We start from the raw sequence: 15,669 nt of genomic DNA, 5'->3' as shown, positions 1-15,669 counted from the left end.
TCCAACAGATCCTCCAGCTGTCCGGATCAACTGGAAATTCTATCGGAAAGAGCTCTTATTACTAATATACGAGGGGGTTTTTAAGTGATGGACAACCAATATTTTGTAGGCTGGGGTACATTGGCGTTGATAAATGCTGGACTTGCACAAGGAAAGAATAGAACGGGGTTAAATTGGTTTTTTCTTTCTCTTATATTAGGTCCCTTGGCAACATTAATTTTGTTGTTTGTTGAAAAGAGGGGATAACATTGTGATGCGTTGTGTACATCCCTGTGTATCAGATCATTTATCAGAAGTAGCCATCAAGTAACTCGGCTGCTTCTTTTTTATGTTCTAACCTATCTAGGAAGTTAGTCTTTAATTCATGATAGGCATCGACCTAATTTTATAAATTTTGTTATGATAAAAAGAAAAAGGTGTGATTTCAATGACAATAGGACGCAATGATCCTTGCCCATGTGGGAGTGGGAAAAAGTATAAGAAATGCCACGGTGCGAAGGATGTAGTGTCGATTGATAAAGTGGTGGAGGGTGAATTACGACAAATATTAGAATCTTATTATGCGGAGTATCCACAACAAAAAGACATGTTCGAGTTGAATATGACGATGAACACGTGGGACTCCAGACTAAGAGGGATTTGGGAGAAAAACCAAATCGAACTTCTGGCATTAGACTATTATTTATTGATAAAGAAAGAAGAACAATGGAAGAATTATTTAGAGAAACAAATGAAAAAATCATCGAGAGCATCTGTAACGGAAGTGCTCAAAGAGTGGACAAGTCCTATTATTCTTATTGGGAAAGTGACGAAGGTTAAAGAGGAAACAATACTTGTTCAGGACATGGTCAGTGGAACTGTTCATGAAATGGAAAAGTTTCAGAGTTTAGATATTAACTTGATGTCTTATATCGTAGGGATAGTATTTTCGGATCATCGAAAAGGCTCCAACGGAATAAGTATTGCTACAGGCTTTCTGATTATGCCTGAAATGCTCGATGGAGAAATGAAAAGAATAAAGGAGTTTGCTAAAAAGAGTAAGTTAGATTCTCGAGATTTTCTAAAGGAAAACCTTTTGGAATGCTTTGAGCTTCTGCAAGAGGATGTACCTGAGATTTCGCCTGCACATCAAGAAATACTAGAGATTTTAGAAGAATTTTTAGATGAAAACGATTTAAGCGACGAAATGCTTATGCCACTGTTGCAGGAGTATTTAATCGCTTGTTCTCCAAATCCAAGGAAAAAAGAAGCTGTTGCTGCTGGTGCAGTCCGTTTCGCTAATGAGTACCTTAGCTTTGATACTTATGACTGGACGAACAAGGAAATTGCTGAAACGTTTGATGTATCACCTTCTACTGTCAAAAAGTACTTTGAGGAAATAGAGGAATTCTATTTAAATATGGGAAATGAAATTGTAGAAGAATTAGATGGCAGTCAACCTATGGGAAATTTTCGATTTGAGGTAGGAACATATCCTCGTCTTTCTGAATACCGAAACTGGGAGCTACTGATGCACATGGATAGCGTTGAAATTGAAAGTGAAGAAGAGATGCAACGATTAGTATCTCAATTTATGAATAAACCTTATGAGCCTAAGAATAATTCAGAAAAGGCTCAATTAAATGCATATGAAGGTTATTTTGCAGAAACGGAGCAGCTTCGAAATAATTATTGGAAGATTGCTGAACTATCAGACCCGAACAATCCAGATGTCCTGCTACACAACGCAGAATTGGCGAAAAATGAAAAGACAGCAAGAGAATTTTATAAAAAAGCCATTAAAGAAGCTTACAAACAGTTCGATTCATCATTTGACGTAGCTTGGGGCTACGTACCTAATCGTCCATATTTGCGTGCTCTATTTGCATATGGTGTTTGGGAATTTGAGCTTGGTAATTTCGATGCTGCGCTGGATCAGTTCCTACAAGTAATGGAGCTAAACCCAAATGATAATCAAGGTGCCCGATACTTGTTAGTAAGCACCATGCTACACCTCGGATCACCGGAAGAAGCTGAGGCAGTTTTAGCGCTTTACCCTAATCCAGACGATGCAACCTACGAATACTTAAGCTTTCAAACGAAGAAAATGTTGCATAAATCTCAAGGTAAGCCACTAAGGGAAAAGGAATTAGAACCTATTATGGATAAACTAGCAAAGCTAAACCCTTTAGCACTCTACTTACTTGCAATGGACCATATTCCTTCAGAGCCTTATCCTAAATCAGCAGTCGTAACAGCAAAAAGTCACGAAGAAGCACAGCTGATTCATACGCTTATGGAAGGATTTGATATGCGAGAGTAAAATTGTGTCTGTCCCTGTGTCCCACACAATTCCCACACAATTCATCGAATGGAGAGACCGTGGGAAGCGTTCGGCTAGGTTGTGCGCATGTCTAGATGTTTAGCACCGTAGGACAGAGACTTATGACCGTTCGTAAAAACTTATAACCGTTCGAGAGAGATTTATAACAGTTCAAGCAAATTTATGACCGTTCGAAAGAGATTTATAACAGTTCAAGCAAATTTATCAACGTTCACCCGAGATTTATCACCGGTATAGAACTTTTGTCTGTTCCTGGTGTCAAACATTGTGAAGCAGCCAGAAGAGAAAACTGTCTGCTTCCTTTTTGCATTTCCCACACTACTCACTAAGCTCTCAACAGAAAAAAGAGACCAAGAACATATCGCTCTTGGTCTCTTTCCATAAATCACCTTGTAAGAAACAATGAAATTTCTGGGAAAATAATAATCAACACGAGTACTATCGCAAAGATGGCAAAGAACGGGATGACTCCTTTTATTACCCTGTCGACTTTTTCCTTGGATATTGCACTGACGACAAAGAGATTTAGTCCTACAGGTGGTGTGATCATACCGAGTTCCATGTTCACTACCATGATTATTGCAAAGTGGATAACGTTGATATCCAGCGTTGTGATGATTGGTAGAAGGATAGGCAGAGTGATTAAAATAATCGCAGTTGGTTCTAAGAACATCCCTAGGATGAAGAATAAAACGCTTACAATTATTAAGAATGTCCATTTATTAAAGCCGCTTTCGCTTACCCATGATGCGAACCCTTGAGGAATTTGTTCAGTTGTTAAGAACATTCCTAGTATGAGTGCTGCAGCGATGATTAAAAATATCATGGAGGTAGTGGTAATGGACTCATTTAATATGTGTTTAAATTTAGCCCAGTTCAATTCCCTGTATACGAAAATAGAGATGATAATCGCGTATAGGGATGCTAGGAAGGATGCTTCTGTTGGTGTAACGACCCCGCTATAGATTCCGCCTAATATAACAACAGGCATTATTAGACCCCATACTGCTTTTAACGTTGGTCTCCATCTATCTTTAAGAGGGACTTTCTCTAACCCACCATAGCCCTTGCGATGTGCAACAATTACCGCATAAACCATTAAGGATAGCCCAAGTAATATACCGGGTAAGATCCCTGCAGAGAATAGCTTTCCAGTGGATTGTTCAGATACGGAACCATATAGAATAAGTGGGATGGAAGGAGGGATTAAGATTCCTAATGTACCCGCAGCAGCTACTAATCCCATGGAATATGTTTTATCGTATCCTGCTTTCACCATCATAGGAATCATTATTGCTCCGATTGCCGCAGCAGTAGCCGGGCTTGATCCAGAAATAGCTGCAAAAATCATACAAGTTAGCACCGTTACAACAGATAACCCGCCTTTTGTATGTCCAACCCAGGATTTGATACATTCTATTAAATATTTGGAGATACCCCCCTTTGCCATGACCAATCCAGCAAAAACGAAACCTGGTATAGCCATCAGCGTTGTACTATTTACCCCTGTAAACATTTTTTGAATGACCGTATCCAGCGAGAAGTCTACTAAATAGAGTCCAAAAATACTGGAGACTACTAAGCTTATAGCAATAGGGACTCTCAAGAAGGCTAAAACAAATAATAATCCAATGACGATTATTGCTTCCATTCTAAATCACCTCCATGAGTAATTTCCTCATGCTTCACAAAGAATCTATATGCTTTTTCACAGAAGCGGATAAGTAATAAAACCCCAGCAATCGGCATGATTAAATAGTTGATCCAAATAGGGAACCCAAGATCTATTGTTTTAATCTGCTGATCGTATGCAGTAAGAACCATATTAAAACCTGTCCATATAATGAATATACTGAAACCAATCCCTATGATAAAAATGATGGCTTGAGAGACTTTTTTCATAGTAGGACCAAACTTATCATAAAATAGTTCGATGGCAATATGTTTATCTTCTTTTAAGGCTGTAGAAAAGCCTATGAAAATTGCCCATACAAGGAGCATCGTATAAACCTCTGTTGCCCAGCTTTGGGAAGCCCCCATGACGTATCGCATAAAGACGGAGTATAGACTAATACCAATTCCTAAAAGGAATAAAATACCAGATAAAGCGCTTTCAATAAAGTTTAAAACTTTCAATCAGATTCCTCCCCTATTAGTTTATGTATTTCGGATACAGGATTACAAGGTACATCATAATACAGTATATTTGAAAAAACAATATAAAATTCTAATAATACTAAATATTATAATTTTTCTTTACTTTCAGTTTTCGGTGTGATAATTTGTAAGTGAGTTGTATCCAAAGTACAGAGTAATAGATTTCGATCAACTTGTTTAAGAGGTTAAGTAGTTAGAAGGTCACCTGAAAGTACTTCGTTGTCCAAGATGCTTTCACTTTTTTGTAAGCCCTTTCATTTTAGGGTGTAAGAAAATTACTAAAAAACAATAGGGGGAAAAAGGATGAAAAAGTTTGCATTATCTTTATTTGTTTTAATTTCAGTTATCTTTCTAGTAGCCTGCCAAGGTGACGATGAAAAAATACCGGTCTCTGGTGAAGCTAGTGACGGAGTACAAGAAATGAAAATTAAATTTGCACATGTTGTAGCAGAAAACACCCCGAAGCATAAAGGTGCCTTAAAAATGAAGGAATACATTGAAAAAGAGTCAGGTGGAAAAATTGAAGTTGAGATTTATCCAAATAGTTCATTATTCGGCGATCAGGATGAATATCAAAATCTAGTAGCTAATAACATCCAATTTATAGCACCTGATTTAACAAAGTTTGTTGGGAACAATCCACAATTTAATGTTCCAGCTCTTCCATTTATGTTTGACGATGATGATGAAGCCATTGCTTTCTGGGATGGAGAAAAAGGTAAAGAGGTTTTAGCAAGCCTTAAAAATGATGGGGTAATTGGATTATCTATGTGGCCAAATGGAGGAAAGCATTTGACTAATGGTAAACGTCCAATCAGTTCTCCGGAAGATTTAAAAGGATTGAAATTCCGTACACAAGGTGGGCAAGTACTTGAATCTATTTACCATGCTTTAGGAGCAGGTTCTGAATCGATTCCATTTGGAGAGTTATATACTGCCCTGGACCAAGGAGTAGTAGATGGCCAAGAGAATACATTTAGTAATATTGAATCGAAAAAGTTTGATGAAGTACAAAAGTATATGACAGTAATGAATCATACACGTGTGGATTATGCTGTTTTCACTAATACAAAATTCTGGGATAGCATGAATGAAGCAACGAAAAAAATAGTCGAGGATGGTTTGGCTGCTGGTACAGAGGTAGCACGTGCAGAAGCTAAGAGTCTAAATGACAAAGCATTGGAAACGATTAAGGAAAGAGGAAATGTTGAAATCGTGGAATTAACGCCAGAGCAAGTGGAAGAATTCCGTAAGGTTTTGGAGCCGATTTACAAAGAATATGAAGAAGAAATAGGAGCGGATGTAATCGAAGCAGCACGTGAAGCGGCTAAATAGATTACTACATTTCTAAACTTAGAACTGAAAAAGTTGGTACTAAAACCGACTTTTTCAGTTTACATAGAGTAAAAAAGGATGGCGAGAAAAGATGGTAACAAAAACATTAGTAGATCATTGCTTATCAACTTCTTTTGAACAAATACCAGAGGATGTGAAGCTTCATGGAAAAAGAAGCTTACTAAACTGGATGGGGGTTGCCATTGGAGCTTCAAGGCATCCGTCTATTGAAATGATGTTGGACGTAACAAAAGAATTGCAATCGGCAGAGCAGGTTTCTGTATTCGGAAGAGAAGAAAAAGTGGATTTATTGATGGCAGCATTAATAAATGGTACGTCTTCTCATATTTTTGATTATGATGATACGCATTTAGATACGATCCATCACCCTAGCGGACCAGTGGCTCCAGTCGTTTTTGCGTTAGGAGAAAACTTAGGGTTAAGTGGAGAGGAAATCTTGCACGCGTTTATATTAGGCTGCGAAGCAGAATTAAGAATAGCCAATGCGGTTTACCCAAGTCATTATCAGCTAGGCTGGCATATTACAAGCTCTACGGGGGTTTTTGGTGCAGCAATCGCAGCGGGTATTTTATTGAAGCTAGATTCTGAAAAGCTCGTTTGGGCTTTAGGTATAGCTGGGACACAAGCATTTGGTCTAAGAGATGTATTTGGAACAATGACTAAACCATTCCATCCTGGAAAAGCTGCACAAAATGGCTTGCTAGCAGCGTTATTGGCAAAGAGAAGTTTTACGAGCTCTGAAATGATTTTAGAATCGAAGCGCGGGTTTGCTAATGTGTTAGCTCCGGAGCATGACTTAGAAAAAGTGAATGTGAACTGGGGAGAGGAATGGGAGCTATTAAAAAATAGTTTTAAGCCATATGCTTGCGGGATTGTTCTTCACCCTACAATTGATGCATGCGTTTATTTACATAAACGAGCTTCAGCTGATCAGCTAGAGTCAATTGAGTTAACGGTTAATCCTTATGTACTGGAGTTAACTGGTAAGGAAACTCCACAGACAGGGCTAGAAGGAAAGTTCAGTGTTTATTTTACAGCTGCAATAGCATTCCTAGATGGCGATGCAAGTGAAAAACAGTATACAGACGAAAAGGTTAAAGATGAAAAAATTATAGAAGTACAAAACAAAATTCGTGTAGTGATAGACGAAAACCTGAAAGAAGATGAGGTCGAGCTAGCTGCATTATTAACAGATGGAACTACAGTAACGCACAAAGTTTTGCATGCAAAAGGTAGCATTGATAACCCAATGGAAGAAGATGAGCTTCTGACTAAATTCGGTAGCCTTGTCGAAGAGCATATGGGAAAAGGCACAACAGACAGTATGGCTCAGTTTCTCTTAGACATAGATAAATATTCTGATATAAACGAACTTATTGTTCTGAATAACAAAGGAAATGGTGTACAAATATAAAACGTTAGGAGAATGGCTATGAAAAAAGAGAGATTTGAAAAAGGATTAGAAATAAGACGAAGTGTCCTTGGAGCAGAGTACGTTGATAATTCTATTAATAATGCAACAGATTTCAATATGCCGATGCAAGAATTAGTAACCGAATACTGTTGGGGAGAAGTTTGGGCTAGACCTGGCCTTCCGAAGAAAACGAGAAGCATGATAAATCTAGCTATGATTACTGCTTTAAACCGACCGCATGAGTTAAAGCTTCATGTACGAGGAGCTATTAATAACGGTGTAACGAAAGAAGAAATTCAAGAGGTGTTACTACAAACTGCTATATATTGTGGGGTGCCAGCAGCGATCGATAGCTTTAGAACTGCAAAAGAAGTGTTAGATGAAATAGATAAAGAACAACAATAGAGAACAAATACCGGTGCAAATTTTTTTACATTATTTTTGGATACAAAATACATGACGGAGGTCTTAGATGAACTTTCCCAAGAGTGTACAGATAAATGAAGTTGTTCTACGAGATGGTTTACAGCTAGAAAAGAAAATCGTAAGTGTGGAAGAGAAAAAACTACTTTTTGATCAGTTAATAAAAGCTGGTGTGTCAACTATTGAGTTTGGATCATTCGTCCATCCAAGGTTAGTACCGCAAATGGCAAACAGCGGTGAATTGTATTCGCTTGTTAGGAACCAAGAGAAAGAACTTTCGCTGATCGCCTTAATTCCAAATTTAAAAGGAGCGGAAAATGCTCACTTGAACGATGTGAAAGAAGTAAATTTTGTTTTTTCCGCAAGTGATACGCATAACTTGCAGAATGTGCATAAAACAACGGCAGAATCACTAAAGGAATTAAAAGAAATTCAAGACTTTTGTTTAAAGAAAAATATTCTGTTAAGCGTTTCTATCGCAACTACCTTTGGATGTCCTTTTGAGGGTGAGGTACCAGTTGAAAGAATCAAAAGTGTATTAGCTGAAGTAATAGCTATACAAGTTAACAAGATTTCATTAGCAGACACAACTGGGATGGCAAATCCGAAACAAGTGTATGATTTGTTGATTGGTTTACGTAGTGATTTTCCTGGACAGAAATTTAACCTGCATTTTCATAACACAAGAGGAATGGGACTTTCCAATATTCTTGCAGCTATGGAAGCAGGAGTAGACAGTTTTGACGCATCATTAGGCGGGCTAGGCGGTTGTCCATTTGCACCGGGTGCAACAGGGAATGTCTGTACGGAGGACGTCATACACATGCTCCACAGTATGGGGATTGAAACTGGTCTATCCTTAGATAACTTACTAGAGGCGTCCAAGACACTCACCAAAATAGTAGAACATGAGACTCCAAGCTATATAAGAAGTGCAGGACCGTACAATCGTAAATATCCAGTTCCTACTATAACTAAATAATTTGGAGGATACATTCATGACAAATTGGAAGACGATAATAGTGAACGAGGAGTACAGTGATGAAAATGTTTATATCATTGAATTGAATAGACCAGAAGCGATGAATTCCTTGAATACCCTAATGGCAACTGAATTAATTGATTGCTTAAAGGAATTACGAGAAAAAGAGGATTTACGCGTTTTGATCCTAACGGGAAGCGGTGAAAAAAGCTTCTGCGTGGGAGCAGATCTAAAAGAAAGAAAAGGTATGACGAACAAGCAGTGGAAGCAGCAGCACGATATTTTTGAAGATGCATACGGATTGTTACGAAACTTTCCATATCCAGTAATCGCAGCGGTTAATGGGTTTGCGCTTGGAGGTGGAATGGAAATGCTCTTAAGCTGTGACCTTCGTTATACTGCAGACCATGTGAAGATGGGATTGCCGGAAGTGACATTAGGAATCATTCCTGGTGTAGGTGGGACGCAGTTTTTACCAAGAGCTATTCCGGTTGGCTTAGCAAAGGAGTTTTTATTTAGAGGAAATAAGATAGATGCACAAAAAGCGCTAGAGGCAGGGATTATAAATGGCGTATTTCCTAAGGAAGAGCTCCTGACAAGTACTTTAGAAATAGCAAAAGAAATTGCTGGAAATGCACCGCTATCACTAAAAGCAATTAAACAAGCAATTAATAATGGGCTTCAAACGGATATCAACACAGCGTTAACGATAGAGCTAGACCAATATTATAAATGTGCCAATTCAGAAGATAGATTAGAAGGGGTACTATCCTTTAATGAAAAACGAAAACCAAATTGGCAAGGAAAATAAGGGAGGAATTTGGAATGGTATTAAGCACACAGGAAGATATAAATCTTATTAGGAAAAGTGTCCGTTCTCTATGCGAAAAGTTTCCAGAGGATTATTGGAAAGAAATAGATAAAAAGCAGGAGTATCCTGAGAAATTTATAAAAGCTTTAACTGACGAAGGTTGGCTATCCGTATTAATACCCGAAGAATATGGAGGGGCAGGCCTTGGTATGATCGAGGCGGGAATAATATTAGAAGAAATTAACCGCTCAGGAGGAAATGCAGGCGCTGGGCATGCACAGATGTACACAATGGGAGCTGTTCTTCGCCACGGAAATGAAGAACAAAAGAAACGATTTCTACCGAAAATTGCAAGTGGAGAACTACGTCTTCAAGCCTTTGGTATTACAGAACCAACCGCTGGTAGTGATACAACAAGCATAATTACTACAGCTGAGCGTCAAGGAGACAAATATATAGTAAATGGGCAAAAGATCTGGACATCTCGAGCTAATTACTCGGACTTAATGCTATTACTGGCAAGGACTACGCCGAAGGATAGAGTGGCGAAAAAGACAGATGGCTTAAGTTTATTCATTTTAGATATGCAAGATCAAAAGGATCGGATTACGATTCGTAACATTGAAACGATGATTAATCATGCTACGACGGAAGTGTTCTTCGAGAATGTTGAGATTCCAGTTGAGAATCTAATAGGAGAGGAAGGAAAAGGCTTCCGTTACGTATTAAGTGGGATGAATGCAGAGCGTATTTTAATTGCCTCAGAAAGTGTTGGGGACGGCTTGTATTTTATCGATAAGTCAGTGAAATATGCAAACGAGCGTGAAGTTTTTGGAAGACCTATTGGCCAAAACCAGGGAGTTCAGTTCCCAATCTCTCGTTCTTATATGGAGATTGAAGCAGCTAAGCTGATGAGAGATAAAGCAGCTAACATGTTCGATGCAAACGAAAACTGTGGTGCAGAGGCAAACATTGCAAAATATTTAGCCTCCGAAGCAACTTGGAAAGCAGCAAATGCTGCCATGGACACATTTGGTGGGTACGGATTTGCTACTGAATATCATATTGAACGAAAGTTTAGGGAGGCTCGTCTATTTGTAATTGCTCCTGTAACTAATAACCTTGTTGTCAGCTATGTAGGTCAGCACGTCCTAGGATTACCGAGATCGTTTTAAAGCATTCAGGGTGACTGGTGCTATGCCCCCTAAAAAGGAGAATGAGCAAATGGAGTTAAGTAAGGCTTTGGCAAAATACAGTGTTGACATGACCTACGAAAAGCTTCCTGCAGAGGTAATATCGTTTACTAAGCTATGTATACTGGATTATTTCGGATCAGCTATAGCTGGTTCGGATAAACTACCAATTCAAATGATTAGTGACTTAATAGATGAAATGGGAGGCAAGGAGCAAGCTAGCCTTTTTACTGGAGGAAAAACCTCTGCCTTGCAAGCAGCTTTAGTAAACGGGGCATCGAGTCATGTCGTGGAACTAGACGACATCCATAAGGGATCTATTATCCATGCGGCAACAGTAGTTATTCCAGCTGCGTTAGCGATTACGGAGTGGAAAGAATTATCCGGCAGGGACTTAATTACAGCTATCGTTGCAGGCTATGAAGTTTGTTTTAGAATCGGAGAAGCGGTTTCTCCATCCCACTATTATTATTGGCATAATACAGCTACATGCGGAACTTTTGGAGCAGCTATTGCGGCGGCTAAACTACTTCAGCTTACAGAGGAAGAGACGGTGCATGCATTAGGTAATGCCGGCACACAAGCAGCTGGCCTGTGGGAATTTATAGAGGATGGAGCAATGACCAAGCAGCTTCATTCAGGAAAAGCATCTATGAACGGCATTCTTGCAGCACTTTTAGCACAAAAAGGGTTTACTGGACCGCTTAAAATCCTGGAGGGTAATCGTGGATTTTTTAAAGCTATGAGTGATGAGTATGATACGACGAAAATAACAGAAGGCTTAGGTTCAGAGTTTAAGATTATGGAAAATTCCTTTAAGATTCATGCTTCCTGTCGTCATACGCATCATGCCATCGACTTGTTAATAGAAGTTTTCAAAGAGCGCAGCCCAAAATTTGAAGAAATTGAGTCAATAACAGTGAAGTCATACAAGGCAGCTATAGATATAACAGATAATGACGAACCGAAGACTGAGTATGCAGCTAAATTTAGCTTACAATTTTGCTCAGCATTGGCAATATTAAAAGGCAGCGCAGTTTTATCTGATTTTAATGAGGATACATTATGGGACAGTCAAATACGGGCACTTTTAAAGCGAGTAAACGTAGGGATAGACTCGAGGATCAATGCTAGTTATCCGGAAAAATGGGGCTCTATGGTAGAGGTTGTTTTGACAAATGGAGAGATTATTTCTAAAGAAACGGACTTTCCTAAAGGAGACCCTGAAAATGCGGTTACTTCAGATGAACTTATTGAAAAGTTTAAGCACATGACAGGACAACATCCACCGGAAAATAAACAACAAATTATAGATAGCATCTTAGAACTAGAAATCATGGACAATATATCAGCCCTGATGGCTAAAGTGTAAAGGGATATTTGTTAAAGAGAGAGGGGTGCAAGGATGGAAGAAAATTATAAGAATAAAAATGAATTAATACAATCTATTCAAACGAATCTTCAATCGCTTAGTAGTATTGAGTTAAACCAAATATCGTATTTACTCTCTCTTTATCAAACACCTTTTGAAAATAGAGATACAACAGATATACCTATGCATTTTTTAGGAAGATTTTTAGGGATAACACAAAACTCAGATGGAACAACCAAAATGGAGCTTGGAATTCAAAATGAGAATACATATGGAGTTGCGCAAGGTGGAGCCATTTATACGCTTTGCGATGTTGCAATAGGATTTAGTATATTAAGCAATTTAAAAGAAAACGAAAAGGTTTTTACTCTGGAATTAAAAGTTAACTTTATTAAAAAGGGGCAGGGCGCTTATCTATTAGCAAGTCCTTCTATACTTTATCAAGGAAAAAGCACAGTCGTTTCAGAGTGTAATATCACAGACGAAAATGGGGACTTAGTAGCCAAGGGGCTTGGTACATTTTATATTGTTCGAGATAAAAAGAGAGGGGAGGATAAGGTATGAGCGTAATTCTTTATGAGACGGTAGTGGACCAGGTTGCAGAGATGTGTAAGAAATCGAATTATAACTTAGGTGATGATGTTTACACTGCTTTTAAGCAGGCGTTAAACACCGAAAAATCGGAAACTGGTAAAGAGATTCTTTCCCAATTAATCGAAAACGCGGATATTGCAAAAGCAGAACAAGTTCCAATGTGTCAGGACACGGGAACCGCAGTCTTTATCGTAGAACTAGGGCAAGGATGTCAGATTGTTGGGGGGAGCCTAGTGCAAGCGATTAATGAAGGAGTTTCTAAAGGCTACAAGGACGGTTATTTGAGAAATTCAATCATTTATAATCCCTTAAATCGGAAAAACACAGGAAATAATACACCTGCTGTGATTCATATTGAACTTGTGGAAGGGGATGAGCTTACACTTCATATGACGGCCAAAGGTGGAGGAGCAGAAAATATGAGTGATTTAAAAATGCTGAAGCCTTCTGCAGGAATGGATGGTGTAAAGGACTATATTCTATCTATCGTAAAAGAAGCAGGGCCAAATGCATGTCCTCCTCTTGTTGTTGGAGTTGGTGTTGGAGGGAACTTCGAACGATGCGCTTACTTAGCAAAAAAATCTTTGTTTCGACCAATAGGTGTACGGCATCAGGATCCGGTTATTGCACAATTAGAACAAGAGCTGATGGATGAGATTAATAGACTTGGTATTGGTCCTCAAGGTATGGGGGGAAGTACAACAGCATTGGATGTAAAGGTTGAAGTAGAATCTTGCCATATAGCGGCACTACCGGTAGCTGTCAATCTTAACTGCCATGCCAGTCGCCATCAAACTATTACGTTAACGTGAGGAGAGCTACTGTGCAGAAAAAAGTTAACCTACCTTTACAAGAGGCAGATTTGATTTCTTTAAGAGCAGGAGATCGTGTTTTATTGTCAGGCGTTGTTTATACAGCCAGAGATGCGGCGCACAAAAGAATGATTGAGCAAGAAATTGAAGGTATACCTTTTCCTATCGACCTCACCAATCAAGTTCTTTACTATGTTGGACCAACTCCTGGTAGACCTGGAGAAGTTATTGGTTCAGCTGGCCCTACGACTAGCGGGAGAATGGACGCATATACACCGAGGCTGCTGGAAGCAGGACTAAAAGGCATGATTGGGAAAGGATATCGCAGTGAGGAAGTAAAGCAGTCGATGAGAACAAATAAAGCCATCTACTTTGGGGCAGTTGGCGGAGCAGCAGCATTAATAGCGCGTTCCATCAAAACATCGGAAGTGATTGCATATGAAGACTTAGGGACAGAGGCTATTAGAAGATTAACGGTAGAGAACTTTCCCGTATTTGTTATAAATGATATTCATGGTGGGGACCTTTACGAAGAGGGAACAGCCAACTTTAAGCAATAGACGGTTGAAATCTATTTGAAAAGAAGGGATAACCTTAATGAGAGTTGGAATTATAGGCTTAGGTAACATGGGTGGCAGGATGGCTAAGAGGCTTTTGGAACAAGGAGTAGAAGTAGGGATCTTCGACGTTAATAAAGAATTTATGCGAATATATGCCAGCTTTGGTGCAGAAGAAACAGAGAGTCCAGCTGATTTAGCAGCTAAATTTCAATATGTTATAACGGTTCTCCCTAATGTATATATCGTAAAGGAAATACTAGTTGGCGAGGAAGGATTGATGAAGGGGTTTAGCTCAAATAGCTTACTTATTGAAATGACTACTTCCATCCCTTCTGAAACGAAAGAAATAAACAAAATGATGGAACATGCAGGATTTAGAATGATAGATGCTCCAGTCAGTGGTGGAGTAAAAAAAGCAGAGGAAGGCACACTGTCGATAATGGTTGGAGGAGACGCTTTCAATTTTGAAGAAGTTGAACCTCTATTAGGAAAGATTGGTCAAAATGTAATTCACGTAGGTGATATTGGAGCAGGCCACACGGTGAAAGCACTAAACAATATGATTTCAGCAGCAACCTTGGCGGTAACAGGAGAAGCAATAGCTCTTGGTGTAAAGCTGGGTCTAGATCCAACTAAGATGCTAAGCGTGATAAATACAAGCACAGGAAAAAGCTTCTCGAGTGATTTTAAATTTCCGAACCAAGTACTAACTAGAAACTTCGAAGTAGGATTTACACTAGATTTAATGGTGAAGGACTTAAAAATTGCAATGAGCATGGCAGAAGATGAAAAGGTACCTATGTTTATATCAAGTGCTTCCTATCAATTATGGAAGCAGGCTTGGTCAGAAGGTAAAGGAAACGAAGACCATACAACTATAGTAAAGCATATAGAGGAAATGTTTGATGTAGAAATAAAAGCATAAGTGCATTGTTAATTCCAAATATATTAGGAAGATACTATGGAAACTCAAGGAGCATATTATGGATAAATTAAAACTTACAGAGCTAGATCGTTCAACCTTACAGTTTAAAGTTACTACTAAATTAAGAGATTTAATATTAAGAGGAGAATTTAAGATGGGAGACCGTCTTATGCAAGAAGAGTGGGCAGCGAAGTTAGGAGTAAGTAGAATGCCTCTGCGAGAAGCGTTGAAACAGCTTGAGGTAGAAGGGCTCGTTCGAATGGAGCCAAGAAGAGGTGCAATCGTCACCCCTATTTCTATTGATGATATTGAAGAGATTTATCAGCTGAGAGCCATGCTAGAGGGAGAGGCTGCTGTAAAGGCGCTACCTTTTTTAGACGAAGAGGACATTAGAGATTTAGAAGAACTATATGAGCAGATGATTCAATTAGATCATAGCGAGACAGACATGGAAAAGTACATGAAAATGAATGCAGATTTCCACCAAATAATTATAGAAGCATGCCCTTGGAGAAGGATTAAAGGGTACATCGATACCCTGTGGAAAGGGATACCTCCGTATACGCCAAGTGTCCTAGTGGATCATCTAGCAGAATCTCATAAGGAGCATAGCCTAATGGTGAAATATGTTAAAGAAAATGACCCTATTAAATTAAGGGATGTAATCGAGACGCATATTCTTCGTACGAAGGATAACTTAATAAAAATGATTGAAATGAGTGGAAGGCAGTAAGTAAAAGGTAGGCA

16 protein-coding genes are annotated in these 15,669 nt (G+C 38.8%); 14 read left to right on the top strand and 2 right to left on the bottom strand.

Going from position 1 to position 15,669, the window contains the following annotated elements; all coding sequences use genetic code 11:
• The first annotated feature begins 87 nt into the window (after positions 1-87).
• Together HF876_RS14170 and HF876_RS14165 are read left to right on the top strand one after the other, a co-directional pair.
• Positions 88-246, top strand: a complete 159-nt coding sequence (locus tag HF876_RS14170; RefSeq protein ID WP_169360700.1) for a hypothetical protein — start codon at positions 88-90, stop codon at positions 244-246.
• 181 nt (positions 247-427) lie between these two features.
• On the top strand, positions 428-2,302 hold the full coding sequence (locus HF876_RS14165) for an SEC-C metal-binding domain-containing protein (RefSeq protein WP_169360702.1): 1,875 nt from the start codon (positions 428-430) through the stop codon (positions 2,300-2,302).
• A gap of 406 nt (positions 2,303-2,708) precedes the next feature.
• Here HF876_RS14165 and HF876_RS14160 read toward each other — a convergent pair whose 3' ends face one another.
• Positions 2,709-3,974: a TRAP transporter large permease gene (locus tag HF876_RS14160; protein WP_169360699.1), complete on the bottom strand. Its 1,266-nt coding sequence runs from the start codon at positions 3,972-3,974 to the stop codon at positions 2,709-2,711.
• Positions 3,962-4,459 (bottom strand): TRAP transporter small permease, encoded by a 498-nt coding sequence (locus tag HF876_RS14155; RefSeq protein WP_169360698.1) that lies wholly within the window; start codon positions 4,457-4,459, stop codon positions 3,962-3,964. Before HF876_RS14155 ends, HF876_RS14160 begins: the two co-directional genes overlap by 13 nt.
• A 324-nt stretch (positions 4,460-4,783) precedes the next feature.
• Between HF876_RS14155 and HF876_RS14150 the strand changes: the two genes are divergently transcribed.
• From HF876_RS14150 to HF876_RS14095, 12 genes are all read left to right on the top strand, one after another.
• Positions 4,784-5,815, top strand: a complete 1,032-nt coding sequence (locus HF876_RS14150; protein WP_169360697.1) for a DctP family TRAP transporter solute-binding subunit — start codon at positions 4,784-4,786, stop codon at positions 5,813-5,815.
• A 91-nt stretch (positions 5,816-5,906) separates the two neighbouring features.
• Positions 5,907-7,250 (top strand): MmgE/PrpD family protein, encoded by a 1,344-nt coding sequence (locus tag HF876_RS14145; protein ID WP_169360696.1) that lies wholly within the window; start codon positions 5,907-5,909, stop codon positions 7,248-7,250.
• An 18-nt stretch (positions 7,251-7,268) separates the two neighbouring features.
• Positions 7,269-7,655 (top strand): 4-carboxymuconolactone decarboxylase, encoded by a 387-nt coding sequence (pcaC, locus tag HF876_RS14140; RefSeq protein WP_169360695.1) that lies wholly within the window; start codon positions 7,269-7,271, stop codon positions 7,653-7,655.
• A gap of 67 nt (positions 7,656-7,722) precedes the next feature.
• A complete protein-coding gene (locus HF876_RS14135) occupies positions 7,723-8,655 on the top strand; it encodes a hydroxymethylglutaryl-CoA lyase (RefSeq protein ID WP_169360694.1) in 933 nt (310 codons plus the stop codon).
• Between the two features lie 16 nt (positions 8,656-8,671).
• Entirely contained in the window at positions 8,672-9,466 is a 795-nt protein-coding gene (locus HF876_RS14130) for an enoyl-CoA hydratase/isomerase family protein (protein WP_169360693.1), read from the top strand.
• Between the two features lie 14 nt (positions 9,467-9,480).
• A complete protein-coding gene (locus tag HF876_RS14125) occupies positions 9,481-10,641 on the top strand; it encodes an acyl-CoA dehydrogenase family protein (protein ID WP_169360692.1) in 1,161 nt (386 codons plus the stop codon).
• Positions 10,642-10,690: 49 nt separating this feature from the next.
• Positions 10,691-12,031 (top strand): MmgE/PrpD family protein, encoded by a 1,341-nt coding sequence (locus tag HF876_RS14120; protein ID WP_169360691.1) that lies wholly within the window; start codon positions 10,691-10,693, stop codon positions 12,029-12,031.
• 33 nt (positions 12,032-12,064) lie between these two features.
• A complete protein-coding gene (locus HF876_RS14115) occupies positions 12,065-12,595 on the top strand; it encodes a PaaI family thioesterase (RefSeq protein WP_169360690.1) in 531 nt (176 codons plus the stop codon).
• The gene (locus HF876_RS14110; RefSeq protein ID WP_169360689.1) at positions 12,592-13,437 is read left to right on the top strand and encodes a fumarate hydratase; all 846 of its coding nucleotides are present in this window, start codon (positions 12,592-12,594) and stop codon (positions 13,435-13,437) included. The genes HF876_RS14115 and HF876_RS14110 overlap by 4 nt, the downstream gene beginning before the upstream one ends.
• An 11-nt stretch (positions 13,438-13,448) precedes the next feature.
• Positions 13,449-13,997 (top strand): Fe-S-containing hydro-lyase, encoded by a 549-nt coding sequence (locus HF876_RS14105; protein ID WP_169360688.1) that lies wholly within the window; start codon positions 13,449-13,451, stop codon positions 13,995-13,997.
• A gap of 37 nt (positions 13,998-14,034) precedes the next feature.
• The gene (locus HF876_RS14100) at positions 14,035-14,922 is read left to right on the top strand and encodes an NAD(P)-dependent oxidoreductase (RefSeq protein ID WP_169360687.1); all 888 of its coding nucleotides are present in this window, start codon (positions 14,035-14,037) and stop codon (positions 14,920-14,922) included.
• A gap of 58 nt (positions 14,923-14,980) precedes the next feature.
• A complete protein-coding gene (locus tag HF876_RS14095; RefSeq protein ID WP_169360686.1) occupies positions 14,981-15,655 on the top strand; it encodes a GntR family transcriptional regulator in 675 nt (224 codons plus the stop codon).
• Positions 15,656-15,669 lie beyond the last annotated feature (14 nt).

Origin of the sequence: Psychrobacillus sp. BL-248-WT-3, assembly GCF_012843435.1 — a bacterium.
GTDB lineage: Bacteria > Bacillota > Bacilli > Bacillales_A > Planococcaceae > Psychrobacillus.
Note: the sequence above shows the minus strand (reverse complement) of the source record. Positions and strands in the feature narration are given on the sequence as shown.